The sequence below is a fragment of the Brevibacterium paucivorans genome (assembly GCF_016907735.1).
Classification (GTDB): domain Bacteria; phylum Actinomycetota; class Actinomycetes; order Actinomycetales; family Brevibacteriaceae; genus Brevibacterium; species Brevibacterium paucivorans.
This window is the reverse complement of sequence record NZ_JAFBCP010000001.1, coordinates 1,542,026-1,567,713: the sequence shown is the minus strand read 5'-3', so window position 1 is coordinate 1,567,713 and position 25,688 is coordinate 1,542,026. Positions and strand designations below refer to the sequence as shown.

Below are 25,688 nucleotides of genomic sequence, written 5' to 3'. Positions count from 1 at the left end.
AGACAGTCTCATAGTTAGGGTGACCTAACAAGATGATCCAAATGCCGTGTGTCACAGTACACACATGCACTTGGATCATCTTTCGTTTGCGGCACAGTCAGACGGATATCAGGCAACGGCAGAACGTTTGGCTGAGAAACTTGGATTGTCCTTTTACGACGGTGGAGTGCATCCACGGTTCGGAACTCGTAACCTCATCTTCCCGCTCACGCGTGGTCACTACGTTGAAGTGGTGGAAGCCCTTGAGCACCCAGCAGCTCTAGCAACTCCGTACGGGCAGGCTGTGCGAGCACGGTCTGAACTGGGTGGTGGCTGGATGGGTTGGTGTGTCCGCACCGACGACCTGTCCAGCGTAGAAGAGCGTTTGGGACGCAAGGCTGTTGACGGTAACCGTCAGGCCGTGGGCGGGCCGGAACTCGAGTGGAAGCAGATCGGCGTCAAGGGGCTCATGGCAGACCCTCAGTTGCCGTACTTCATTCACTGGCTGTCCCCTACAGCTGATCACCCGGCGCATTGGAAATCACCTAGCAGCGACGTTGCGATCAAGTCCTTGCAGATTGCGGGTAACCGCGACAGGGTGCGTGACTGGTTGGGTACCGACGACCCTAAGCCGATTCCAGAAATTGGGATCGACTGGACGGCACCCAATGCGGCGCCTGGACTCATTTCGGTGACGTTCACCACACCGCAGGGCGAGGTTGTCGTTTAAGACAAGCGCCGTTTAAAGCGAGGCGTTTTACGCGTCCACAGCCTGCAGTATCCCAGGTGCGATGAAGCCCACCGCGTCGATGAACGTGTGCGCCCACACATAAGGCATCACGGTTCCGCGGGCGGACCGTGGGCCAAAGAAGAACAGGTATCCAAAAAGCAGGCCCATTAGCACGTTGCCCACAAAGGGTCCGATCCCCTGGTACAGGTGATAGGAACCTCGGAACAGTGCCAGGGCGACAAGTGTCACCCACGGGCTTATGCTCATTTTCTGTAGACGGTCGGTTGCGTAGCCCAGAAGCAGGACCTCTTCTAAAACCCCGTTCTTGAGTGCGTGCAAGATGAGCACGGGAACGGTCCACCAGTACGCGCCTAAGTTGCTGGGCTTGATCTCTGCTGTGATCCCCAGGGTGCGGCCAAGGAAGTAGATGCCCAGAGTGCCCACCCCGATCACCACAAACAGGCCCACACCCCAAAGAACTTGAACCAGCCAGTCGCGTGAACTGCCGGGCCACCCCATGCGCGCCCGCAGTGACGGGGTGGATGGGGCGGTGTCCCGGTCGCGGTTCATGAGCCACAGCGCAAAGACAACCGGCACCACCGCAAACCCGATTCCTAGTAGCTGGTACACCAGGTCAAAGAACGGGCGGACGGACTCCGAGGTGTTGAGTTTGGCCTGTGCGTCAGAGATGGGACCACGGGTGGTGATGTCGACTAAGCGCACAATCGCGTAGATCGCGGACTGCCCCAGTGAGACAGCCGCGATCAGCGCGAGCTCAGTTCCCCAGCGGGAACGGTCAGCTTTCACTACGTGCTTCGGCCTTGTCGATCACGCTGGACCGGGCCATTTCCTTGATGATCTTCTTTTCGCGTCGACGTTCCTTGAAGCCTTCGATCAGCTGGTACAGCACGGGCACCAGGATCAGGGTCAGCAGGGTCGAGCTCACAAGTCCACCGATCACCACCATGGCAAGTGGCTTGGAGATGAACACGCCACCACCGCCGGTGAGTCCAAGTGCCATCGGAATCAGCGCGAAGATCGTCGCAGCAGCGGTCATGATGATGGGGCGGTACCTCAAGCGAGCACCGTTGATCACCGCGGTACGCAGGTCCACGCCGTGGGCACGGAAGTGGTTGATGAGGTCGATCAACACGATCGCGTTAGTGACCACGACACCGATCAGCATAAGCAGACCAATCAACGAGGCCAGTCCCAGTGGAGTGTCTGTCAGCAACAGAAGCCCAATCGATCCGGTGGCCGCGAATGGGATCGAGACCAGGAGGATGAGCGGCTGGATCAGACTCTTAAACGTTGCCACAAGGATCACGAACACGATCAGGATCGCGGCCAGCATGGCCAGACCCATCTGCTTGAACGCATCGGCCTGTTCGGCACCCACACCAGACGTGGCCTGAGTTACGCCACTGGGCAGTTCGGTTTCGTCGACTTTCTGGTTGACGTTTTGAACAACCTGACCCAGGTTATCGCCTGTAGGTGTGACGCTTACCTGCGCGGATCGCAGTCCACCAGAGTGGCGAATCACCGGCGCGGTCTTCACTTCTTCGACCTTGGCGATCTTGGACAGTTTGATCTTCTTGTTTTTCGTCGTTGGCGTTCCAGGCATTCCCGGAACTGGAGAAGCCTGAACCGTCTGCTCCGTGTACGGAATCTTGAGGTCTTCCAGTTTTTCGACGGTATCAGCGGATCCGTCAAACAGTTTCACGCTTCGTGTTGACGAGTCGATGATGAGGTCACCGATGTCCTGACCTTCCACCGCACGCTGTACGTACTCACTGACTTGAGCTTCGGTCAGGCCCTTTTCTTGAGCCTTCTTCACGTCAACAGTGACCTGAACAATTGGCTGCACGGCTTGCAGGTCGTTGGTGACGGTTTGCACGCCGTCGACGTCCTTAAGCTCTTCCGTCAGTTTCTTGACACCGTCTTCCAGGGCTTTCGAGTCGTTCGAGGTGAGTGTCAGGTCGATCGAGTCCCCACCGGGTCCTGCGTTGGAGGACCTGACTTCGAGTTCGCCTACACCGTCAAGTTCGTCGAAGCGTTTTTGGATGTCGGCAGATACCTCCGAGGTGTTTGCCCCCGTTTCGAGGTTGATGAAGTAGTCTCCAGAAAGTCCGCCTCCGTCACTGCCAAACGACAGTCCTGCGTCACCGATGGAGAACTGGTAGGACTCCACACCAGGCGTCTTCGAAAGCACTTCTTCGACTTTTTCTGCCTGTTTGCCGGCTTCCTCTAGACCAACGCCGGGCTCAAACGTCTGCTGAGCTTGAACGGTGTCTTCGCCGGTGTCACCCAAGAATTCGGTCTTGAGCAGCGGGGTCATGGCCAAGGTTCCAATGAGCAGGACCACACTGACCACAATCGTGATGACTGGGTGACGGGTAGCCCAACCCACTACGGGCGTGTAGGTCTTCTGGAGGCGAGTCACAGGTGGCTTGAGGCTGGCGAGTTCGTCGACCTCGGCGGCGGAACCTTCATCTTCACCCAACACAGAGGCCGCGGTCTTGCCAACCACGGGCATTTCCGAGGTGGCCCTGCGCGGCCCGGTTCCCCCGGCGCGCGCACGCTTGCGGCTTTCCTTGCGTTCCTTCTTCCACTGCTTGAGGTTTTCCTTGCGCAGGGAACGGATTTCCTTCTTGTCCGAGCGGGTGAGCTTGACGCGCGATTCACGCGCACGCAGGAACCAGTACGCCAGCACCGGAACGATGGTGAGTGACACCAGCAGCGAGGACAACAGCGCGATCGAGGTGGTGAGCGCGAATGGACGGAACAGCTCACCGGTCTGTCCTGTGATGAACGCGAGCGGAATGAACACCGCGACCGTGGTCAGGGTGGACGAGGTAATGGCGCCGGCGACCTCGGATACGGCGGCGTAGATGTTCGCGAACTTTGTACCACCCAAGGTTTGGCGACGGCGGATAGATTCAATGACCACGATCGAGTCATCCACAACACGACCGATCGACATGGTCAGTGCTGCCAGCGTGAGCATGTTCAGCGAGTAGCCGGTGCGCCAGATCGCGATCATGGTGACCAGCAAGGACAGCGGAATGGAGATCGCTGTAATTGCGGTTGCGCGGAATGACAGCAGGAACACCAGGATGACCAGGACGGCGAAGATCAGGCCCAGGCCACCTTCGCGCACCAGGTCTTCGATGGACTGGTTGATGAACGGCGACTGGTCGAAGACCGTGGTGAACTCGACATTGTTGCCGATCTTCGTTTCCAGCTCAGGCAAAGCGTCTTGAACGCCTTCAGCCACGTCTACCGTGTTGGCGTCCGGTTTCTTGAGCACTTGAAGCGTCAGAGCGTCTTTACCGTTTGATCGAGAGATCGACGTGGTGGGTTCGTCCTTGAGTTCAATGTCGGCGACATCGCGGACCTTGATGGGCTTTGGCTTGCCGTTCATTTCACCCGTGACGTAGAGGTTCTTAATGTCTTCAACGCTGGTGAGACGCTTTCCCACTTCAACGGGCGCGGCGCCGTTCGATGCCTTGAGCTCACCGGCAGAAACCGGAACACCATTGGTTTTGAGGATCTGGGCGAGTTCATCCAGCTGAACGCCCTTGTCTTTCATCTGTTTTGACTTGACGCGGATCTCAACTTGTTTTTGCTTTTGGCCCGAAACGGAGGCGTCGCGAACACCGTCAATCTTCTTGATCTCTGGGACAGCGATGTCCTCGAGGTCCTTCGACAGCTTTTCAACGTCGTCACCGGACACGGACATGACGAGGACTGGGAAGTCATCAACTGACCCGGCGACCACGGTGGGGGTCACGCCGTCGGGAAGTTCGCTTTCGACTTGCGAAACGGCACGCTGGAGCTCGCGAACGACGTCGTCCGAGGAGGTACCGTACTTCGTTTCGACCGTGATCTGGCTGTTTCCCGTGGACGATGACGAGGACACCTCGTCCACCGACTGCACGCCAGCCAGAGCGGACTCCAGAGGGTCCGTCACTTCCCGTTCGACCGCCTCGGGGGCGGCGCCAGGGTACTGACTGAGCACAAGCGCCTGCGGCACGTTAAAGGAAGGGAAAAGTTCCTTCTTGAGACTGAACGTGGCGATGGTTCCAAAGATGATGGCGACGACAGTGACAAGCGCAATGAGCGAGCGGTTTCGCAAGCTCAGTCTCACAAGATGTTTCACAAGTTCCTCTTTCAGATCTGGGCTTCAGCTCAATCCTATGTTTGGGGCGGGCGTCACATGGTGCGGTTTTCCCCACACTTCACATCAGGTTGTCTGCATTTCTGCGCTACCGCTTGTTGCGGGACGGCTTGTTCATGGGTTCGGGCGTACACAGCCACACCACACTTGCCAGTAGACAGAACGCGCCGGCAACGGCGAATGCCACCGCGTAGGACACGTTCTGGGCGAGTGCAGCGGTGGCGATTGGGCCCACGATCGAGCCGAAGTCCATGGCCATTTGGAAACGTGAAAGCACTTTTCCAGAGGGGCGCTCACTGCCGACGACATCGGCAATTGCGGCTTGCTGCGCGGGCATAATGAGTCCTGCGCCCATACCGGCAACGGTAGACAAGGCAAGGAACATGGGCAGGTTGGGCCAGACTCCTAAGAGCAGGGTGGCAATTCCCATGACAGCGAAACCGGCGGATACAAATGGGACGCGGCCGTAGGTGTCGGCGAATCGGGACGAGGCGTTGATGGCGATTGCGTTGCCCAGTGCGAAGAATGTGAGAGCCAGCCCGGCGGCTTCGGGGCCCACCTTGAGAACGCTCAGGGCGAACAGCGGGTAGATCGCGACGCGGATCCCCATGGCCGACCACCCGGACACTGTGGCACCAAGGAGGGCGGCACGGTAGGCCGGCACCTGCCACGCTTCACGCACGCGCATGGGCGCCAGGGTGGCACTGGAGGTGTCACGCTGGGAGGTGTCGCCTGGGGATACGGTGGCGCGCACCTCGGCGCGGGCAACCCGGGTGGAGCTTGCCAGCTTCACGTGGACGACGGCGGCGGCAATCACCAGTCCGGTGCCATAAATGATGAAGGGAACCTTGAGCCCAAATCCGGCAAGCAGACCACCCACGATGGGCCCGGCGATGTTGCCGATAAGGAATGAGGTGGCGTAGAGGCCGGTGGCTCGGGCGCGGGCGTGAGGTGGGGCGAGTTTCACGATGATAGCCATGGCCGACACCGTGAACATGGTGGAGCCCAAGCCACCTAGGCCACGGAAGATGAGGAGTTGCCAGTAGGTCTGGGCGAACGCTACGGCGTAGGTTGATGCGGCCACGATGAGCAGGCCGGTGACGTAGATGGGGCGTTCGCCCAGGCGGTTTACTAGGGAGCCGCCTGCTGGGGCGGACACTAAGCGGAAGAATGCGAACGCGCTGACAACAACCGCGGCGGCGGTTTCGCCAACGTTGAACGAGCTTGCGAACTGCGGCAAGACCGGCGCGATGATTCCGTAACCAATAGCCACGATGAACGCGGCGATGACCATGACCCAGATGTCGGCTGGGATGGCGGTTTTGGGTTGCTTTTGTGTCATTGGATCCAGTCTGCCCACTGTTGGCGTGCCTGCGCCAGTTTGGGGTCGATGACGAATGAGCAGTACCCGTTGCTGGGGTTACGACTATAGAAGTCCTGGTGCATGTAGTCTGCGGGGAAGAACGTGCTCAGTGGTTCGAGTGTGGTCACGATTGGGCGGTCGTAGAACTGCTGGGCCTGGTCGATGGCGTGCTGGAAGCGTTCCTTTTGGTCCCGGTCCTGGTAGAACATGGCGGACCGGTACTGGGTGCCCACGTCGTGGCCTTGGCGGTTGAGGCTGGTGGGGTCGTGGGTGGTGAAGAACATGCCAAGGATGACGTGTTCGGGAATGATGTCTGGGTCGTAGGTGACAGCGACGGCTTCAGCGTGACCGGTGGTACCAGCGCAGACTTGGCGGTAGGTGGGGTTGTCCACGTGGCCACCGGTGTACCCGGACACCGCGTCGATGACGCCACGTGCGCGGCGCACCACGGCGTCGAAGCACCAGAAACACCCGTTCGCCAAGGTGATGGTGCGGTAATGATCGTGGGTCACTGGGCGGTCTCCTCTTCGAACTCGCTGATGAACTCAACTGCGCCGGCGCGGTATGCGGTAATCCACTCGGACAGCGTAGGCGACTCTTCGTCAAATTCAGCAAGCTGCAACTCGGATGCGTAGCCTTCGCGCACCTCAAGGTTCAGGCGGTGTTCAACACCGTTGAAAGTAGCGCGGGCGTAAACGGGGTAAGTGTGTGTTCGCGGGGTAATCAAGCTGACGTCTGCATCTGCTGGAAGTGTGAGTTCAAGGTAACAGTCGTCGAGGAAGTTTGAAAAGTCCTGGTCCGACGGGACATAGATGGTCGCACGCAAGACCTGGACCTGAGTGGCAAGCGCCTGGGCCGCACCCGGAGTGAGGTTGAGTTCAGGGTGCGCAAAACCGGTGAGAAAGTCGCGGAGGTCACTGGGCAAGTCACGTTCGTAGCCCTCGCCAGCGACCGCCATCCATTCGAAGTCGCTTTCTTGCCGTTCATCCCACGCCGAAAACGCTCGCAAGGCGATGAACGCTGCCAGGCCGGTTGCCACCTCGGGAGCGGGGATACCCCACGCGCGCAGGCGCCGGTCCACAGCCTTGTCAACGCGGTCGGAGAGCCCCCAGGTGGCGTAGGTGAGGGCGGCCGTGGCTGCGCCAAGACCTGCGATGGTGCCAGCGGAGGTGCGGCAGATGTCCCGGGTGTTGAGCACGTAACCGGCTGCCACGAGCCCTGTAGCCAGTGACGTGCCTAGCCGCAGCGCGGGCTGGTATTTGGCGGGCACGTGATGTGAGCGGACCGCGGACAGCCCCGCGTTGGCGATGTCGAGGACGCGGTCAAGTGCGCGCGACGGCGGAACGTCGTCGGGAATGTATGTGGTCATGGAGTGTCCTTGAGTTTGTGGGGCGGCGTGGAGGGCTGGCGGGCTGGTGGTTTACAGGGCCGGTGGGGCGGGCAGTTCGAAGCCCAGAGCGGCAGCTGCCTGTTGTGTGGTGGGTTGGTTCCACCAGCGCGCGACTTGTTCGTCGGTGGCCAGGGAGCGCATTTCGGCTTTGTCCAGGTAGAGGATGCCGTCGAGGTGGTCGGTTTCGTGTGCGATGATGCGCGCGGCCCAGCCGGTGATGTCCTTGGTGATGGTGGCGCCTTCGTGGTCGTGTGCGGTCAGGGCGATGGTGCGCGGGCGCGCCACGACGGCTTGGTAGCCGGGGATGGAGAGGCACCCTTCGTAGAAGGCGACGAGTTGGTCGGTGGCGGGCTTGTAGGTGGGGTTGATGAGTGCGGTGAATGGCAGGGGTGTGCGTTCGCGGGCTGTCGCATGTTCGGCCGAGGTGGTGCCCGGGTCTTCGCACACGGCGAGTCTGAGGCTGATGCCGATTTGTGGGGCAGCGAGTCCCACGCCGGGGGCTGCGAGCATGGTGGTGCGCATGGCGGTGAGCAGTTCCAGCAGGGTCGCGTCGTCGATCTGGCCGTCAAAGCGCGCGGTGGTGGTGCGCAAAACGGGGTCACCTGCGGTGACGATGGGGATGACGCCGTCGTTGTTCGCAGCCGCGGTTAGGGCCCGGTCGACTTGTTCGCGGATGGTCTGCGCCGAGATCTCGTTGCCATGGCTTCCGTCATTGGAGCGTGGCTGAGTCATGGAAGTATTCACGGGTGTAACTCTACTTGTGTTGAGCAAAGAACGTTTGAGACGCTGGGGAAGCATGGCTACTGAATATATGGAACCACGCGTTTCTTTTGCCGCGCACGTGGCATGAGCCATCTTTCGTTTTTGAAGAAGTACCAAAGACGATCTACTCCCCACCTCTGTGGGGATACGGGCGCCTACTTTCAAGGCGCCCGTTCGCATTTCGTTTCCGGTTCAAGTCATGCGGTAACCTCGAACTAAATTATTTTTTAACTCTTTAGTGTTTGACGAAGTCCAATATCAATGTTTGGTGTACGATGATTCTAAACATCCCGGAAACGAAGCAACCGGAGGCAGATGTGGCACTATCCCCTACGAGTCCAGCGCTTTTGCTTTGGGCTAAGACCTTCAATAGTGCTGACCCGTCATTCGCACACCTGCGCGAGTCTCTTTGGCTTTCGGTTCCACAGCATTTGCGTGACAGCGCAGATGTAGGTATGACCCTTTCTGCTTCTTGGATTCCGGAGTCAGTACGTGAGCGCCTTTGCCGGAAAAACCGACTCACTCAAAAACAACTTACGTCCCTGATCGGATTTCTCACGGGAACGCATGATGCCGGTAAAGCGACAAAAACGTTTACGGATCAAATTGCGGACGTCCCCGAACTGGAGTGGTTGGCGAATCAAGCTCGGCGCGCTATGTCACACGACAGTTTCACCCCTTTTGTGAACCCTGCCTTTAAACCGCCACACAGTTTGGCCTCTGACGCCATTCTCAGACGAGAGCTCGCCCGCATATTCCCTGAGGCTGAGTACACAGCGATCTGCACTCTCACCTCGGCGGCTGGCGCTCATCATGGCCGCCCCAGCGAACTACCCATGCATGACGGCCCATTAGGTGGTGAACGTCTAACTACCGTTAACCAGTACCTTGACCGTCATGGCCCCGTATGGGCACACGCATGGAGCGAACTCGTCGAGGACATCCTCGAACGCACACAGGCAACTTCGGCGCTTGCACAGGTTCTGAACCAAGGCGGTCTAGACATCACCGACCAGATGCTTTTGGCCGGGCTCGTAAGCATTGCAGACTGGATCGCGTCGAACCAAGAACTGTTCGAACTTACCGAAAGTGGGCGCCACACATCCGACCAGTCACGCGCAAGCGATGCTTTGGAACAGCTTGCTCTTACACCTCCGTGGAGAGCAAAACGCGACGCCGTGCCACCATTTGAACGACGGTTTGGGTGGCCCCAAGGCTCTCATCTGCGTGAGTGTCAGCAGGTCGCAGTTGAAGCAGCTATGGAACAAACGGGACCCGCGCTATTCATCATTTGCGACGAAATGGGGCGAGGGAAGACTGAGGCCGCGCTACTCGCAGCCGAAATTTCAGCGGGGCATACGGGCGCAGGTGGAACTGCCTTCGCTTTGCCTAGCCAAGTGACCTCAAATGCAATGTTGCCCCGCATTACTCACTGGGTGGAGTCGCTGGATCAAGAGTCACCACATTCTCTTCGCCTCATGCACTCAAACGCGCATTTGAGTCCTGAGTTTGAGTCGCTCATCCATCGCACACGTGCGATTAGTGACGGGACCGACCATGATGAAGTGATTGCCCATCAATGGTTCAGCGGGCGTAAAGGGCTACTTTCTGAATTTACTGTTTCGACGGTAGATCAAGTCCTCATGCTGGCGCTCCAAAGCAGGTACGTCGCGCTCAGGCATTTTGGACTTGCGGGGAAAATCGTCATCATTGACGAGGTTCACTCGTATGACCACTACACCCGCTCGTACCTGGAGAAAACCCTCACATGGCTCGCAGCTCACGGAACCAGCGTCATCTTGTTGTCTGCGACCCTCGCGTCGTCGGTTCAGTCTGAATTTGAGAAAGCTTATACGGAGGGAGTCGAGCAGAAAAAGCCCACGCAGGGCAAGCGGGTGAAACGAAAGGTTGAACTGCCCCAACCGACTGAAACGTTCACTTTCCCATCAGTTTCCGTCACCTCACAGGCTGGCACAAAACGTATGCCCGTCGAGGCTGAAAAGAAGTCCAGAGAGGTACGCCTGACGACTCTTGAAGACTCATTGGAGGATTTGCAGTCCGCGCTTTCCACCCGGCTAAGGGACGGAGGGGTTGTGGGAGTTGTATGCAACACCGTCTCTAGGGCACAACAAGCGTTCTCTGCGCTCAGGAAGGAATACGGCGAAGATGTCGTATTGCTTCATTCGCAACTTACCATCGCCGAAAGATCGAGCCTTGAACGCCAACTTGTAAACGACCTCGGTAAAAATGGGCGCAGGCAACCTTCTGACGCACAAACTCAACGGCCTTTCCGGCGCCTTGTGGTTGGCACACAGGTGTTAGAGCAGTCTCTTGACGTCGACTTCGACCTGCTAGTTTCAGACTTCGCGCCGGTTGACCTGTTGGCCCAACGTGCTGGACGACTCCATCGTCATGGGAGACCTGCGCACGACCGGCCCCTGACCTTGCGAGAACCCGAAATGCTAGTGCGAGGACTCGACCGCGATGGAATTTCGTCTGCCACCGTTCCAGAATTCGAATCAGGTGCACAGAAAATTTATGGGCAGTACTTGCTCCTCGCCACAGCTGCTGTTCTGCGTACTCACGTTAACGGTTCCCCTTGGTGCATTAGGCACGACCTTTATCCGAAAATTGAAGCCGTCTATACGCATACACCAGACATTCCAGAAGTGTGGGCCACTCGTTTTGAAGAGGCCAAGAAAGCCTACGACCACGATAAGAAGGAAGCACGAGTACGCGCGGAAAAGTTTCAGATGCCGACTCCGCGGAAAGCTGGAGCTGATCTGACACAAGCGCTTGGCTCTGCTAGCAAGCTCGATGCTGATCGAGATCAACGTAAAGCCGTCGCAAGTGTGCGCGATATCCAGCCTACGCTGGAAGCAATCCTGCTTTGGGAAAACGACGGATACATTTACCCGTTGCCATGGCTACTCGACAACGAAACAGAACTGGTGCCACTAAGCGAAACCCAACTGCCACCTCGGAAAATTTCCCGTCTGCTCGCCGAATCAGTAGTCAAGATTCCGCACTGGCTAGTGCCCGAGTGGTCTATTGATCCTGCGATTGACGAATTAGAGGCACAAGGCGTTGCCGCGTGGCAAGACGATTTTCGTCTGAGAGGCCAGCTATTGCTGCGCGTCGGACATGATTTCAGCGGACAACTCTTGGGCCGAAACTTCTTTTATCTACCTGCTACTGGATTCGTCCAACCTGATCACGTTAATGAGTTTGATTTTGTAACGCGAGCACCCGAAGGAGATTTCTATGACGAACACCTCGACTATCCCTACGACTGCGGAGGCGATCTTTCATGAAACCGACATTTAACCTGCTGGATGAGCCATGGATAAAAGTGAGAACCCTGCACGGAGACGCCGAGGTCGTGGGCCTCAAAGAATTATTTAAGAGGTGGGACAAGCTCGCGACGTTCGACGGAGAGACGCCGACTCAAAACGTCGCTATTTTCCGTCTTCTCATGACCATCTGTATTCAGACGATCCGGCAGTTCGACGCATGGGCAGACCTTTCCGAAAAAGAACTGTGGGAGGCGGTCTCCGACGACGCCGAAATGGGTGACGAAGTTTGCGCGTACCTAGAGGAACACCGAGACAGGTTCTGGCTGATTTCGCCAGTCACCCCGTTCTTCCAAGTGGCTGATCTCCACACGAAAAAGGGCGAGTACAAGTCAGCAGCAGAGCTCGTGCCCGACGCTGGTCCTTCTCTTTTTTCCACTCAAACACGCGAAACCGCCAACCAGCTCCCCCTTGATTTAGCAGCACGTTTGTTAGTGCACCGACAAGCTTATGACTTTTCTGGAATCAAGACAGGCGTCGAAGGCGACCCACGGATTAAGGGTGGAAAAGGTTACCCAATTGGCCCCGGATGGGCAGGGAATCTAGGTCATACCGTACTTACCGGAGCTACGCTCAAAGACCTTTTACTTCTCAACCTGCCAGTTAGGGCAATTTTCCCCGATGGCACATCCGCGATTGCGCAAGATTTAGCACCGTGGGAAAGAGAACCAGATACTGCACACCCGCGCACATTGGCGGACTTCACTGAGCCTAACGGGGTTGTAGATATTCTCACGTGGCAACAGCGTCGCATTCGCCTCTTTCTGTCGGCAGACGGCACCACAGTGAATGAGGTACTCATCGCAAATGGTGACCGTATTAATCCACAAAACTGCTTTGGTGAGCCCTACTCCGCCCAGCGTTACTCAAAAGCAAAGTCGAAAAAGGGCGTCGATGTCTACTTTGCGCGAGACCTGGACCCCGACTTAACAGTATGGCGAGGCGTACAAGCGACTTTGATGAGCGGTGGGCAACAGCAGAATGACAAAGTGGCGCCTGCGGTTGAACAGTTGAGAGGCGAGGTTGGAGCTGCGATAGGTGAGGCATATGCCGGCAAACTCGTGGGACTGTGGCTAGTGGGGATGACGTATGGCGCGCAACAGTCTTCGTTCGCAGATGAAATCTCAGAAACGCTTCCTATCCATCTGGGATTGCTCACACACGACGGACAGCGTCTGCGTCAAAGTGCTCTTGAAGCGATCGACATCGTTTTCAAACTTCGTGGCAATTTGCGGTGGTTCTACCGCGGTTTAGAGCACAGTTTAGGTGGCTCTTCTGACCACGACTTCGAAGCTCCTCTAGGGGCGTGGATGTCCCGACTAGAAGCTGAGTTCACGCACTGGCTTTCGACCCTCAACCTTGGTTTTGACGCCGAAGAAGCACTCAAACGATGGCTTGAAATTGTTAGAACAGTGACGCTTGAAACAGTCCGAGCCGCAGTTGAAGCAGCCGGACCTAGAGCAGCTATTGGAGTAGTTATTACCGATGAAAACGGTAACGAAACACTTCACAATGCCGCACGGTACGAACTGTGGATTCGCGCAAGAATCCGAGAGCTTACACAAGTTGAAAAACCTCTAACACAAAAGAATGAGGACTGATGAGAATGCAGCACCAAGATAAAGATGACTCATTGCAGTCACGTGTCAGCGAACAGATCTACAAGCTACAGGCGCAATACCTGGCAGGAGTCCCCAGCGCACGCGGTGCGCTTGCAGAACTTCGCAAAGCCGTAGACGAAGAACCGGGTATCAATCCACACGTCTGGTTTATGACTATGGAAGCTGTACCAGAGCGGTGGACCGGAACATCTGACAAACCCAACTACAGCGAACTGGCAGCTTTCACCGCGTTAACACTTTATGCCGTGCATCAACGTGGAAAGAACACTCCCATGCACGTGCCAGGAATACCGTTCGCAAAGGCCACGGGACAGCTTGTTCGTCAGCGGACGGCATCCATGAAGAGGCGGTTTGATGCCGTTCTCACAGCCACAACATTTGATGCTCAGCGCTATCACCTTCGCTCGCTCGTCGGCCTTCTCAGTACTGACGGCATCGGTTTCGATTATGGGCGATTCGCAAACGACCTCGTACACCTACAGCGCACAGACAGTCGGCCCGGTATACAGCGCGAATGGGGGCGACAGTTCTACCAGTCCTACGCTTTTACTCCAAAGAACGAATCTAAGTAACACAAGAAAAGAAAGGTACCTCAAAAATGACTACTTTTATCGACTTTCACGCACTTCAAACCCTTCCTCCTTCAAACATCAACCGAGGAGAAGACGGTGCACCCAAGAGCGCCGTTTTTGGTGGAAAACGGCGCCAAAGGATTTCTTCACAAGCATTGAAATCAGCACAACGGCGTGATTTCAAAGACTTGCTCGACGATTCACAGCTGGGCATCCGCACTAAGCAGATCGCCGCCGAGGTTGCAGACCGAGTTATTAAACTCAACCCAGATGTGAGTCTGGAAGACGCACAGAAACGGGCAGCCGACGCATTCAAGAAAGCAGGGTTGAAGCTAACGGTTCCCAAACCAAGCGCGAAGAGCGACGACGAAGACAGCGCTCCTACCGCCGAACAAACTGGTTACCTCGTATTCATCGGCAATCACCAGCTCGACCGCCTCGCAGATGCCATTGTGAAGAAAAATGGGGAAGCATTCAGCAAAAAAGAGGTTGTGGAAATCATTGACACAGAGCATGCCGTAGACGTGTCCTTGTTTGGCCGCATGCTCGCTGATGACGCTTCACTTAACGTTGATGCTGCTGTCCAGACAGCACACGCGATTGGGGTTACCGAAGCTCAGCCAGACTTCGACTTCTTTACTGCGGTCGATGATGTAAGTGAGCGAGAAGAAGAAACCGGCGCAGGCATGATGGGCACTATCGAAATGATGTCGTCAACGTTCTACCGTTATTCAACGTTGAATATTGACCAGCTCGTGCACAACCTCGGCTCCGTCGAGGCGACACTGCGCGCAGTGGAAGCGTACGCCCGCACCTTCATCCAATCTCTGCCAACTGGCTACCAGAATTCCTTTGCAGCACACACACTTCCTGACGTAGTGAGCGTAGCCGTACGGAAGCGTCCGGTCAGTTATGTCAACGCTTTCGAACTTGCAATCAAACCCGACGGAGACGAAAGCACCGCCACAAAGGCTGGTCGTGCAATGGCCAAAGAAGCACAGCAGGTCTCACACCTATACGGTTACGTGCCAAGCCACTCGTGGTACATCGCCCCTGACGCAACCAACGAAAGCTTGAACGACCTCGGCGAGTCAACGAACTTTGAAGCGCTCATCGCTGACATTTCGCAAACGGTTGCTGAGGTACTTAACGACCGCGCTGGTGAGTAAGATGAAAACTCTTGTACTCAACCTCAGTGGTCCACTGCAGTCGTGGGGGGTGGGATCACGGTTTAGTCGACGCTCGACGCAAACAGAGCCCAGCAAATCAGGCGTGCTTGGACTGCTGGCAGCAGCGCAAGGACGACCTCGTGAAGCATCTCTTGACGACTTGGCAGCACTTTCTTTGGCAGTGCGAGTCGACATGCCAGGTGAGCTAGTCGAAGACTTCCACACTGCACGCGCTCCGCGCTCCCAGAGCTCGAACCTTTCGTGGCGTCACTACCGGTCTGATGCCGCTTATGTGGCCACTGTTACGGGTAACGACGAGCTCGTAGCCGGCCTGTCAGATGCACTCAGAGAGCCCAAGTTTCCGCTCTATATGGGACGGCGTTCATGCCCCGCGCCTCTGAACCTGGTAGGCGGCCTTGTAGATAAGGGTGATGCCGAGGAGGTCTTACGTGACCTTTCCGCCGCTCCGTGGCAAGCCTCTGAGCAGTACCGCAAGAATGCTCCTACAGAGGTGCGATTGCCGATTGCTCGTGATGCTCGTCCAGGTGAAATCGGTGAGTCAGTCTACGACGTTCCAGTGAGTTTTGATCCGCGCCATCGCAAGTATGACGCGCGAATAGTGGTGCGACCGGAGCCAGTGCTCGTACGCAACGACGTAGGCGTGAAGTACGCAGATCCGTTTTTCCAGACAGTGCAGGAGGCGTGATGTATTTCAGCAAAGTACTGATTAATCCTGAGCTGCGGAAGAGTCGCGCTATGCTGGCCGATCCACATATCACTCACGGGATGGCGACAAAGGCGGTCCCACCGCACTTGCAAAGCTCTGACGATGGTCGAATCTTGTGGAGAATTGACCGCAATGACACCGAGACAGCACTGTATTTAGTTACCCCTGTACTGCCCAGGCTCGACCACATTGTGGAGCAAGTTGGGTGGCCTTCAGCCCCTGCCCAGACTACGGATTACGTCCGGCTCCTTGACAGTCTGACGCGTGGTCAGGAGTTTGCTTTCAAAGTGACATTGAATCCGGTGAAAGCGATCAAGGACGAGCAGGGCAGACGCCACAAGGTTCCGCATGTTTCAGCGAAACACCAAATGCAGTGGTTTCTCGACCGCGTAGAAGGGTGGGGTTTTCGAATCGCAAATTCTACCCATGATGATCAGAACACAGCGGTGGGAGAAGAGTCTTCGCTGAACGGAATCCCAGCAAATGTGAACATTGTGCGTCGTGAAGAACTGCGGTTCAACCGGAAGAACAGCCATGCAGGCCGTGACCGCGTTGTGCATCGGGTGGCGACGTTCGAGGGTCTTCTTGAGGTAACTGATGCCGAACAGTTAAGGCACGCACTTTGTCACGGAATGGGGAGAGCTAAAGCGTACGGATGCGGTCTTATGACATTGGCTCGCGTGTAGCAATGGCTGAGATCGTTCCGCCTTCTGTAAAGGAGCTAGGCAGAGTTCGTGATCGGCTGTCGTTTGTGTATGTCGAGCGGTGTGTCTTACATCGTGACTCGAACGCAATTACGGCAACAGATCAGCAAGGCACCGTACACATTCCAGCTGCAATGGTGGGGGCGCTACTGATCGGGCCCGGGGTTCGTGCGTCCCATGCAGCCGTGGCGTTGCTAGGTAGCTGCGGTGTCACCGTTGCGTGGATTGGGGAAGGGGCGGTCCGATGCTATGCCACCGGCCGGCCCCTTGCCCGATCATCGCGGATGCTTGAAGCTCAAGCTCGAGCGTTTTCAAACCAGTCAGAACGTTTGCGTGTCGCGAGGCAAATGTATGAGTTGCGGTTTCCCGGTGAAGACGTATCTGGACTTACGATGCAGCAGTTGCGGGGGCGCGAAGGAGCTCGAGTCCGTGCGCTTTACCGCAATGAGTCCGCTCGGACCGGTGTTGAGTGGGATAGGCGTGACTTCGACCCCACGGCGTTCGACGCTGGGGACGACATTAACCGCGCACTGTCAGCAGCGAATGCATGCCTATACGGAACAGTTACAGCTGTAATCAATGCACTGGGAATGACGCCTGGGCTCGGTTTCGTGCACGTTGGAAACACGCAGAGTTTTACTTATGACGTAGCTGACCTAGTGAAAGCAGAGACGAGTATTCCGGCCGCGTTTGATGCTGTCGCGCATGCAGACGGTCAACCAGATCGTACGGTAAGGGCGTTGCTTCGTGACCGTTTAGTGCGGGCTGGCGTGATGGACAGGCTCGTAAAAATCTTGCAGTTGTTGTTTTTAGAAGCTAGCGAGGTTGAAGACGAACCAGAGTACTTCTACAACGATGAGCTGTCGCTGTGGTCTGGTCGAGGCGAACAGCGTTTGCCCAGCGGCGAGAACCATTGGGAGCGGTTCTCATGATTGTCATTGTGCTTTCGTCATGCCCAACCGGCTTACGAGGCGACTTAACCAAGTGGGCGCTTGAGGTTTCAGCAGGCGTTTTCGTTGGCAACGTGAGTGCGCGAGTCAGGGAGCTGCTGTGGCAACGGATCGAAGAAACAGCAGGCACCGGGCAAGCGCTCATGGTGTGGCCAGCGCAAAACGAGCAACGGTTGCAATTCAGAACAAAAGAACACAAATGGGAACCTGTCGACTTAGACGGGCTCACTTTTATGAGACGACCCGCACCAGAGTCCGGGTACGGGCGAAAAACCATGCAAGGCGGTTGGAGCAAAGCGCGTGCCATTAGAAACGCGTCTAAGTACTCCAAATATAGGTAGGTCTTTCTTCAACCGAAAGTGAATGAGCTAGATATGCAATCCTGGTATCGTTGCTGATCAATTAGTGTGTTCCCCACACCCGTGGGGATGAGCCCAAATGCGCATGGTTCAGAGACGGCGTGAAAGCGTGTTCCCCACACCCGTGGGGATGAGCCCGCGCCTATAGGTTTCGGTGCGTTGCCCTACGTGTGTTCCCCACACCCGTGGGGATGAGCCCCACAAGTCACCCTGCTTCATGTCCTTCGTGGGGTGTTCCCCACACCCGTGGGGATGAGCCCTCTGACGCGGGTTGGGTGGTTTTCGGTGATCCGTGTTCCCCACACCCGTGGGGATGAGCCTGGCGCGATTACTACCGAGAAAATAGCGACGGGGTGTTCCCCACACCCGTGGGGATGAGCCCCAAACTTGTTCCACCACCACCAACAACCCCACCGTGTTCCCCACACCCGTGGGGATGAGCCCGAAAACACCGAGTCAAAAATCATCGCAAAACGGTGTTCCCCACACCCGTGGGGATGAGCCCACATCGCCTACCATGCGGCTTCCATGCTTGTGGTGTTCCCCACACCCGTGGGGATGAGCCCCAGCGTGTCAGTCAGCGCGCCCCAGGTGTGGTGTGTTCCCCACACCCGTGGGGATGAGCCCTGGTTCGTGACGGTGCGCCACGACCTGTCGGCGTGTTCCCCACACCCGTGGGGATGAGCCCACTCGTGAACAAATGGCTGATTTAGCTCAAACGTGTTCCCCACACCCGTGGGGATGAGCCCGGTCAGCTTTTGAGCAAGCACAAAATCATGGTGTGTTCCCCACACCCGTGGGGATGAGCCCGCACTCGTCTGGTTCTTCAAGAACGTCTTGGGGTGTTCCCCACACCCGTGGGGATGAGCCCAAAGACTTCGGCCAGGACGTCGCAGAGCTCGCGTGTTCCCCACACCCGTGGGGATGAGCCGGAGGGGCCGCCACCCAGACGGCCCCGTGATCAGTGTTCCCCACACCCGTGGGGATGAGCCCGTGATCTGATCCATACCGTCAGTGTCAGTGACGTGTTCCCCACACCCGTGGGGATGAGCCCGACGAACAGAACGCCTGGGTATTCTTCCGGCAGTGTTCCCCACACCCGTGGGGATGAGCCCGTGTACCTCACCTGATCGCCAGGCTTCAGGCGGTGTTCCCCACACCCGTGGGGATGAGCCCTACGAAGGGTTCAACGGCGGTGCCTCACCAGAGTGTTCCCCACACCCGTGGGGATGAGCCGTACGCGCCAGCTACGGCGTCGGGCCAGTCACTGTGTTCCCCACACCCGTGGGGATGAGCCGGTGCTCGAATACCTCGCAACAGAACGCGCCGCGTGTTCCCCACACCCGTGGGGATGAGCCGCCCACGCGAATCGGATTCGGTCGGTGATCTGCGTGTTCCCCACACCCGTGGGGATGAGCCCGTTGATGTCGAGCGCGTCCGCGATGTCCTGGTGTGTTCCCCACACCCGTGGGGATGAGCCCAGGGACAAGTGCTACCAGGGCACAATGCCCGGGTGTTCCCCACACCCGTGGGGATGAGCCCGCGCGCAGAAGTTGCACGTCCCCCAGTTCCAAGTGTTCCCCACACCCGTGGGGATGAGCCCTTGCCCGTCCGAACGGCGCATTTCCTGGAACAGTGTTCCCCACACCCGTGGGGATGAGCCCTCGACGTCTTCATACTCGACACCATCAACATCGTGTTCCCCACACCCGTGGGGATGAGCCCAAACCAGCAACTCTTAGACGAACTCACCACACGTGTTCCCCACACCCGTGGGGATGAGCCCGATTTACACGCGGGTCAGCGACACCATGCGACGTGTTCCCCACACCCGTGGGGATGAGCCCGATGCCGGTAATCGCGCCGGCTGACCGCATAGGTGTTCCCCACACCCGTGGGGATGAGCCCAGGCCGCTGGAGCAGTCCAAGCTGTTTTCAAGGTGTTCCCCACACCCGTGGGGATGAGCCCTGGTTCGTGACGGTGCGCCACGACCTGTCGGCGTGTTCCCCACACCCGTGGGGATGAGCCCACTCGTGAACAAATGGCTGATTTAGCTCAAACGTGTTCCCCACACCCGTGGGGATGAGCCCGGTCAGCTTTTGAGCAAGCACAAAATCATGGTGTGTTCCCCACACCCGTGGGGATGAGCCCGCACTCGTCTGGTTCTTCAAGAACGTCTTGGGGTGTTCCCCACACCCGTGGGGATGAGCCGGGCTTCGGTGATGTCGGTAAGTGCGCGGGTGAGTGTTCCCCACACCCGTGGGGATGAGCCCCGGCGGGGTCTTTTCAAACCACGTTGAAGCCCGTGTTCCCCACACCCGTGGGGATGAGCCCAGTGCGATTCTGCAGACCCGTGGTGGCGACTCGTGTTCCCCACACCCGTGGGGATGAGCCCGTTGTTGTCCTGCATGGTGTCAGTAAGTGCGTGTGTTCCCCACACCCGTGGGGATGAGCCCCGACGTTGTTCGTCCACCAACCAGCACGGGTAGTGTTCCCCACACCCGTGGGGATGAGCCCCAGACTTTGGAGCAGTGGCGTTATCGGGACCGGTGTTCCCCACACCCGTGGGGATGAGCCCCACAGAACCAGCCGGGCATGTTCAACGTGGCGGTGTTCCCCACACCCGTGGGGATGAGCCGTACCAGTACCAATATCCACTTTCGGGATCATCGTGTTCCCCACACCCGTGGGGATGAGCCCCGGCGGGGTCTTTTCAAACCACGTTGAAGCCCGTGTTCCCCACACCCGTGGGGATGAGCCCCATGAAACTCGGCGCGACCGGAACACTGACAGGTGTTCCCCACACCCGTGGGGATGAGCCCAGGAATGGCTGTCCTTCGTTCGCTTTACCCTCGTGTTCCCCACACCCGTGGGAATGAGCCCATCTCGATACACGACGTACCAGCGCCTGTTGAGTGTTCCCCACACCCGTGGGGATGAGCCCACAACATCTGCTGCATCAGAACTAACACAGGAGTGTTCCCCACACCCGTGGGGATGAGCCCGGTGCTTCTTGCCCGGTAGGCCAGCGGTGCTTGTGTTCCCCACGCCCGTGGGGATGAGCCCAGTCACGCTAAGTTAGGGAGTACACGTGGATCGAGTGGAAGGTGCCGGGGTTTCCTTTGGTTTTTTATGAAGTTAGGGAGTACACGTGGATCGAGTACGTTTCCGGGATTTGAAACCATATGAGGTCGTTGACAGTCTCGACGACTTGAAAGGGCCATTGCACGAGCCTATCCGCCTGCCGATCTGGGTTCGGTGGATTGACGACGGCGACATTGATGTGACTGAGCTCGGCGGAGCGCGCCTCGCCTATCAAGCCCTTCTTGCAGAAGGTACCGCCGAGATCCAGGCGCAACTGATAAACAAAGACAGATTGCTTCAGGTATGGCCACATTTGATTCTCGATTCCCGTGTACGGGACCTGTGGGAAGGGCGCTTCCCTGAGCTGAGGTGCTCCCCACACCCGTGGGGATGACCCACGCGATGGCGACAAGAGTGATGGTGACGTAGCGTAGGTCGCAGTGGCTTGTGGTTAACCGTTGTGGAGGTATACAAAGATGTCGGGCACACGGGTTGACCTATCATCTTTATTCACAGATGACCCGCTCGATCACGCATGTGTTCCGTTACCAGCAAAGTCCCGTTACGGAATGGCGGCAAGAAACGCTCTACAGGTCACCGAGGATATTCGCGCGGGACTGAGTGACGACGAAGCCTGGCGGTTTGCGATTCTCCAAACATTAGACAACTATCGTAGCGCCCTAAAACACGGGGGCGTCGACCATGCTAAGAGCGTTTTCGACGCCGAACCACCTTTGACAGGTTCACGCAGAATCGATGCTGCGTTTGCAGGCCTGGCAGAGCACTTGGCACAAACTGATGGATGGACGCCACCGGACTGGTTAAATAACTCTGAGCGGTTCACTGACCCGTGGTTTCCCGACCTCATTGAGTTCGACCGAACAGAGGCCCAGTTCGACGGCGTCCCTGGATTCCGCAAACACGGAATCTTTGTCACCTTCCGGGGAATTTCGCGCGCATAAAACAGATGCTGACAGCCACACTGACTGACGCATTCATTGGAAAACTCTCCTAGATATGCCGCCTATCCGGAACCACGTGGCGATAGCGTCCACCCCTGTTCAGGAGTCCACACCGCATCATCCGAAACTGATTCGTCGAACACGGCCGCAGATAGCTCTGTAGCAACGCGGACAGCCCCGTCATAATCGTTTGGGTCAACCAACGGCGTGCGCAACTTTCTGGACCCAAAGCGACGGCGCCAGTCTTCCGGGACGCTGAACTGCGTCGGCGGCGTTTGAAATGTCGCTAGTCGTTGCTTCAACGCAGCCCTCAACGGGCGCATGTACACAGTCTGCGTACGCGCATAGATTGCCAAATCAACGAGGTCCTTAACGCGAGTACTAAATGGAACGGGAGAGTTCTTACGTGGCGCGACCGTGGCATAAATTTTGTCTGCAATCTGATCCGGTATCGGATAAAGCCTGTATTCCGCGGTAAACACAGGCCGAGGCAGGTGAAGGCGAGTTCGAGGAGCCATTGTTTCGATCTCCCCAACAGGAGGCTCAGACACCACCATGTCAATGCCGAAACGGGAGACGACCTTTCCCACGGCTGAAATCGTAACAATAAGCCTCCCACCCGCCGTGCCCTGTGAGGCAGTCGGCATAGCGAGAGGCCTATCGAATTTCGCAACTATTCTGAGATGGTCACCTGCATCTTCCTGAACGGCATTTTGTAGTTCAACAAGCGCAGTTTCGAAATCAGACTCACTCGTAGCCAGGTCAATATCCCTGGTTTCCCGGGCCAAAGGCTCACGAGCAAGTAGAGAAGTCCCGCCTTTTACGAACCACTCCCTTTTGGGATCTTTGAAGATTCGCACCAAGACTCGGTCAAAGTACCCCTCTGTCAATACTCTATTGACGGGCTTTCCGTTTGCACTAGCTTCCACTTTTGCAGCATGCGTCAGCGCCTGAACAAACGCGTGGTCATCATGGTACGGTTCTCCAGGCCGGCTCACGCTACCCCCTGGTGGTACTGGGTGATAAGCTCCAAAAGCTTCTCGCCTTCTCCCTCTGGTAGATCATTTTCCGCAGCGAGCGGCCCCAACCGACGCACAAAATCCGGCTCAGTGTGTGCATTCAGGTAGTTACGTGTGCGCGCATCGACCACGGCATCGCCAACAAGCGAAAGATCTCCATGGTCCTTAATCAAGTCAACAAGCGTAGCCACGGGACTCAAACACGGGATACCTTCAACGACTTCAACATCACGCGGATCAACAGTCTCGTGTCGTAGCACCACACCAGGTTCTCGCGTGCGCAAGGGACGCGCCGTGATGAAGTCGTATGGGTCGGGCCACATGTCACCGATATCGTGCAGGTACGCCGCCGTTGCACCTGCAGCAACAAGCACGGGCGGATCTGACGTGTAATCGTTGTCTCCAAGCCTCATCCACAGCGCCAGTATTTCCGTGAACCGCGTCGACGGGGCACCTGCAACCTTATATACACCGCGCGTGACCCGTTCAAGGTAGCCGGATTTAACCAGGGCAGTTTTTTGCGATGCTGACAGCCCTGCTTCGTTGAGCCATTCGGCGGTGATGAGGCCACGACGAGTCTCCGCAAGTCGACCGATTTTTACGATAGTCCCATACGACATATCACAATGATACCGCCAGCAGGCATTAACGGAACCGCCCCGCCAGCAGTGGTCTCCCCAGCTACAGCTCGCTCAGCGGCCCCACGCCACGTAGGTGCCCCGATTCTTGTGGTACACAACCGTTCCACCTTGGAACTTTTGGCACACTTCGTCACCTGATTTGTATGGGTCTGTCTTGGGGTAGCCCAGGCGACCCTGTTCCCATCCGTGTTTGCTCCAGGTGTTACGAATCGCACCGTTCGTGTAATGCGCACCGGTCTTCTTAGACCAGTGGACGCTCCCGTGTTCAAAGTGCTGGAACGCACCGGGTTTCTTCCCACCGATCTTCTTCTCAGTGCTCACCGGGTTCCGCAACGTCGCCTTATTTCGCTCCCAGTTCGCCTTCATACCTCCCCAGAGCGGGTGCGTTCCCCGCTTGGAGTGGATAATGGCGCCACCTTCAAAGTTCTGACGCACGCGGTCCCCACTCTTGAATGGGTCCGAGGTGGGATAACCTAACCGTCCCTGCTCCCACCGGTGTTTACTCCAGGTGTTACGGATCCCGCCGTTCGTGTAGTGCGCACCGGTCTTCTTGGACCAGTGGACGTTCCCGTTTTCAAAGTGCTGGTACGAGCCAGGCTTCTTCCCACCAATTTTCTTTTCAACACTCACGGGATACTTCACAGCCCCCTTGTTGCGCTCCCAGTTGGACTGGATCCCGCCCCACACGGGGTAGGTGCCACGCGAGTGCTCAATGATCGCGCCACCTTCAAAACTCTGTCGCCACCCGTGACCAAACTTGTAACGGTCCGACTTGGGGAATCCCAACCGTCCGTTTTCCCAGCCATGCTGCGACCAGACTTTACGCATGGGCGCCGAGTACGCGGTGAAGTACACGCCTTGCTTTGACTGGTACACCACGCCGTTCTTGAAGTTCTGCAACACACCTTTACCGGTCTTGCGTTGCGGGCTCTGCGGTGGCCCGGTTTCATCCTTGTGCTTGCTGTAGTACTTCTTAATCCCATCCGACACGATAGGTGCGCCCGGCTTCACCGGCTGGGAAATCCGCAACTTTGGCAACTGGCTGTACAACCCGTTACCCGGACAGTCCGTGTTCCCCACGTCTCGGTGCCCAAACACGCGCGGCAGAGTCCGCTCCGTACCCTTCTTGTACTTTGACGTGCCACCTTTGGACGTCAGTTTGACCTTGCCACTAGGGTCATACCCCCACAGCTCACCTTGCCAACGCACGATCTTCTTCAGCGAGTTCAACGTCGACGAATTCACCGGCTTGCTGTACGTACCCAGCACCGCAACACCAAACGTGCTGGTGTTGAACCCACCGGCGTGCGCCCCAATCACTGCGTCGGTCAGCCCGCCGGAACGTGCCTCATAAATGTTGCCCCACTTGTCGACAATCATGTTGTACCCAATGTCGCACCACTTGCGACCGTTCTGGTGGTACCCCTGGATACCGCGCAGAATGGATGGCACCTGGGATTGTGAGTAGGAATTGGATCCCGAGGTGTGGTGGATGATCACTGCCTTGTTAACTTTGGTCTTCTCCACCGGGCAACCCTTGCGTGGCCCCTTCGCTCCCCAGTCCTTGCGGGAGGTGTACGTGAACCCACCAATCTTCGATCCGCCTGCAGCGTGCGCCGGCGCAGCGCCCGCGACAGCCCCACCTGGTCGCACGTTGCCAGTTATCCCGGTCTCGGCCACATACAGGTCAGACTTTTGCGCGGTACGAATCTCAACCGACGTACCCTCTGGCACGACTAGCGGCTCAGTACCCTGGAGTGACTTCCCAGCTTCACCCGTACCGGCGTCCGGCCCGTCTGCGTCGTCAACCGGCAGTTCTTTCCACCCGCTCCATTGGCCGTTGTTGTCCTTGGAACGGTACTCGGCCTTTTCGACCCCGGTGTTGCCCCGCCAGGTAGCGCCCACTACAGACACTTTGGCTTTGGGGGTTTCAACCTTCTTTGTTTGCCCACGTGAAACGCTGATTTCACGTGTTTTTGTCTCGGGCCCCTTGGCTTGAGTCACCACGGTGGGTAGCGGTGCAACGACGAGACCAATAGCAAGGGCAATTGACGTAAGAATGCGCGGGAGTGAAGACGCCATAGGAGCAAATTCCTGTCACTCATGACCTACAATGTTTCT

General features: G+C 57.3%; 20 protein-coding genes and 1 CRISPR repeat array. Of the genes, 11 read left to right on the top strand and 9 right to left on the bottom strand.

Annotated features, from left to right (window positions below):
• The first annotated feature begins 64 nt into the window (after positions 1-64).
• Entirely contained in the window at positions 65-709 is a 645-nt protein-coding gene (locus tag JOE56_RS07225; RefSeq protein WP_204515459.1) for a VOC family protein, read from the top strand.
• Between the two features lie 27 nt (positions 710-736).
• Here the strand turns inward: JOE56_RS07225 and JOE56_RS07220 are convergent, their stop codons facing one another.
• From JOE56_RS07220 to JOE56_RS07195, 6 genes are all read right to left on the bottom strand, one after another.
• A complete protein-coding gene (locus JOE56_RS07220) occupies positions 737-1,516 on the bottom strand; it encodes a CPBP family glutamic-type intramembrane protease (RefSeq protein ID WP_204515458.1) in 780 nt (259 codons plus the stop codon).
• A complete protein-coding gene (locus JOE56_RS07215; RefSeq protein ID WP_204515457.1) occupies positions 1,506-4,871 on the bottom strand; it encodes an efflux RND transporter permease subunit in 3,366 nt (1,121 codons plus the stop codon). The genes JOE56_RS07220 and JOE56_RS07215 overlap by 11 nt, the downstream gene beginning before the upstream one ends.
• Before the next feature lie 106 nt (positions 4,872-4,977).
• Positions 4,978-6,231: an MFS transporter gene (locus JOE56_RS07210; protein WP_204515456.1), complete on the bottom strand. Its 1,254-nt coding sequence runs from the start codon at positions 6,229-6,231 to the stop codon at positions 4,978-4,980.
• Entirely contained in the window at positions 6,228-6,764 is a 537-nt protein-coding gene (gene msrA / locus JOE56_RS07205) for a peptide-methionine (S)-S-oxide reductase MsrA (RefSeq protein ID WP_204515455.1), read from the bottom strand. Before msrA ends, JOE56_RS07210 begins: the two co-directional genes overlap by 4 nt.
• Positions 6,761-7,621, bottom strand: a complete 861-nt coding sequence (locus JOE56_RS07200) for a hypothetical protein (RefSeq protein ID WP_204515454.1) — start codon at positions 7,619-7,621, stop codon at positions 6,761-6,763. The genes msrA and JOE56_RS07200 overlap by 4 nt, the downstream gene beginning before the upstream one ends.
• 51 nt (positions 7,622-7,672) lie before the next feature.
• Positions 7,673-8,386 carry a peptide deformylase gene (locus tag JOE56_RS07195; protein WP_204515453.1) on the bottom strand — a complete coding sequence of 238 codons (714 nt, stop codon included), beginning with the start codon at positions 8,384-8,386 and terminating at the stop codon, positions 7,673-7,675.
• Positions 8,387-8,679: 293 nt separating this feature from the next.
• On the opposite strand from JOE56_RS07195, the gene cas3 reads away from it, so the two are divergent.
• From cas3 to JOE56_RS07145, 10 genes are all read left to right on the top strand, one after another.
• Positions 8,680-11,718 (top strand): CRISPR-associated helicase Cas3', encoded by a 3,039-nt coding sequence (gene cas3 / locus JOE56_RS07190; protein ID WP_204515452.1) that lies wholly within the window; start codon positions 8,680-8,682, stop codon positions 11,716-11,718.
• Positions 11,715-13,358: a type I-E CRISPR-associated protein Cse1/CasA gene (gene casA / locus JOE56_RS07185; protein WP_204515451.1), complete on the top strand. Its 1,644-nt coding sequence runs from the start codon at positions 11,715-11,717 to the stop codon at positions 13,356-13,358. The genes cas3 and casA overlap by 4 nt, the downstream gene beginning before the upstream one ends.
• Complete coding sequence (gene casB, locus JOE56_RS07180; RefSeq protein ID WP_204515450.1) at positions 13,358-13,951, top strand: type I-E CRISPR-associated protein Cse2/CasB; 594 nt, start codon at positions 13,358-13,360, stop codon at positions 13,949-13,951. The genes casA and casB overlap by 1 nt, the downstream gene beginning before the upstream one ends.
• 26 nt (positions 13,952-13,977) lie before the next feature.
• The gene (gene cas7e / locus JOE56_RS07175; RefSeq protein WP_204515449.1) at positions 13,978-15,120 is read left to right on the top strand and encodes a type I-E CRISPR-associated protein Cas7/Cse4/CasC; all 1,143 of its coding nucleotides are present in this window, start codon (positions 13,978-13,980) and stop codon (positions 15,118-15,120) included.
• A 1-nt stretch (position 15,121) separates the two neighbouring features.
• Positions 15,122-15,826, top strand: coding sequence for a type I-E CRISPR-associated protein Cas5/CasD (gene cas5e, locus JOE56_RS07170; protein WP_204515448.1), 705 nt, complete (start codon positions 15,122-15,124; stop codon positions 15,824-15,826).
• The gene (gene cas6e / locus JOE56_RS07165; RefSeq protein WP_204515447.1) at positions 15,826-16,533 is read left to right on the top strand and encodes a type I-E CRISPR-associated protein Cas6/Cse3/CasE; all 708 of its coding nucleotides are present in this window, start codon (positions 15,826-15,828) and stop codon (positions 16,531-16,533) included. The genes cas5e and cas6e overlap by 1 nt, the downstream gene beginning before the upstream one ends.
• A gap of 2 nt (positions 16,534-16,535) precedes the next feature.
• The gene (gene cas1e, locus JOE56_RS07160) at positions 16,536-17,483 is read left to right on the top strand and encodes a type I-E CRISPR-associated endonuclease Cas1e (protein WP_204515446.1); all 948 of its coding nucleotides are present in this window, start codon (positions 16,536-16,538) and stop codon (positions 17,481-17,483) included.
• On the top strand, positions 17,480-17,842 hold the full coding sequence (cas2e, locus tag JOE56_RS07155) for a type I-E CRISPR-associated endoribonuclease Cas2e (RefSeq protein ID WP_102238436.1): 363 nt from the start codon (positions 17,480-17,482) through the stop codon (positions 17,840-17,842). Before cas1e ends, cas2e begins: the two co-directional genes overlap by 4 nt.
• 66 nt (positions 17,843-17,908) lie before the next feature.
• A CRISPR array of direct repeats spans positions 17,909-20,927; the repeat unit is 29 nt; unit sequence GTGTTCCCCACACCCGTGGGGATGAGCCC.
• Positions 20,928-21,012: 85 nt separating this feature from the next.
• Positions 21,013-21,339 carry a transcriptional regulator gene (locus JOE56_RS07150; protein ID WP_204515445.1) on the top strand — a complete coding sequence of 109 codons (327 nt, stop codon included), beginning with the start codon at positions 21,013-21,015 and terminating at the stop codon, positions 21,337-21,339.
• Positions 21,340-21,514: 175 nt separating this feature from the next.
• Positions 21,515-21,907, top strand: a complete 393-nt coding sequence (locus JOE56_RS07145) for a hypothetical protein (protein WP_204515444.1) — start codon at positions 21,515-21,517, stop codon at positions 21,905-21,907.
• Positions 21,908-21,969: 62 nt separating this feature from the next.
• Here JOE56_RS07145 and JOE56_RS07140 read toward each other — a convergent pair whose 3' ends face one another.
• The 3 genes from JOE56_RS07140 to JOE56_RS07130 form a co-directional block, all read right to left on the bottom strand.
• Positions 21,970-22,767 (bottom strand): nucleotidyl transferase AbiEii/AbiGii toxin family protein, encoded by a 798-nt coding sequence (locus JOE56_RS07140; protein WP_293879358.1) that lies wholly within the window; start codon positions 22,765-22,767, stop codon positions 21,970-21,972.
• A gap of 134 nt (positions 22,768-22,901) precedes the next feature.
• Positions 22,902-23,546: a type IV toxin-antitoxin system AbiEi family antitoxin domain-containing protein gene (locus tag JOE56_RS07135; protein WP_204515442.1), complete on the bottom strand. Its 645-nt coding sequence runs from the start codon at positions 23,544-23,546 to the stop codon at positions 22,902-22,904.
• A 72-nt stretch (positions 23,547-23,618) separates the two neighbouring features.
• Positions 23,619-25,649: an N-acetylmuramoyl-L-alanine amidase gene (locus JOE56_RS07130; protein WP_204515441.1), complete on the bottom strand. Its 2,031-nt coding sequence runs from the start codon at positions 25,647-25,649 to the stop codon at positions 23,619-23,621.
• Positions 25,650-25,688: the final 39 nt, after the last annotated feature.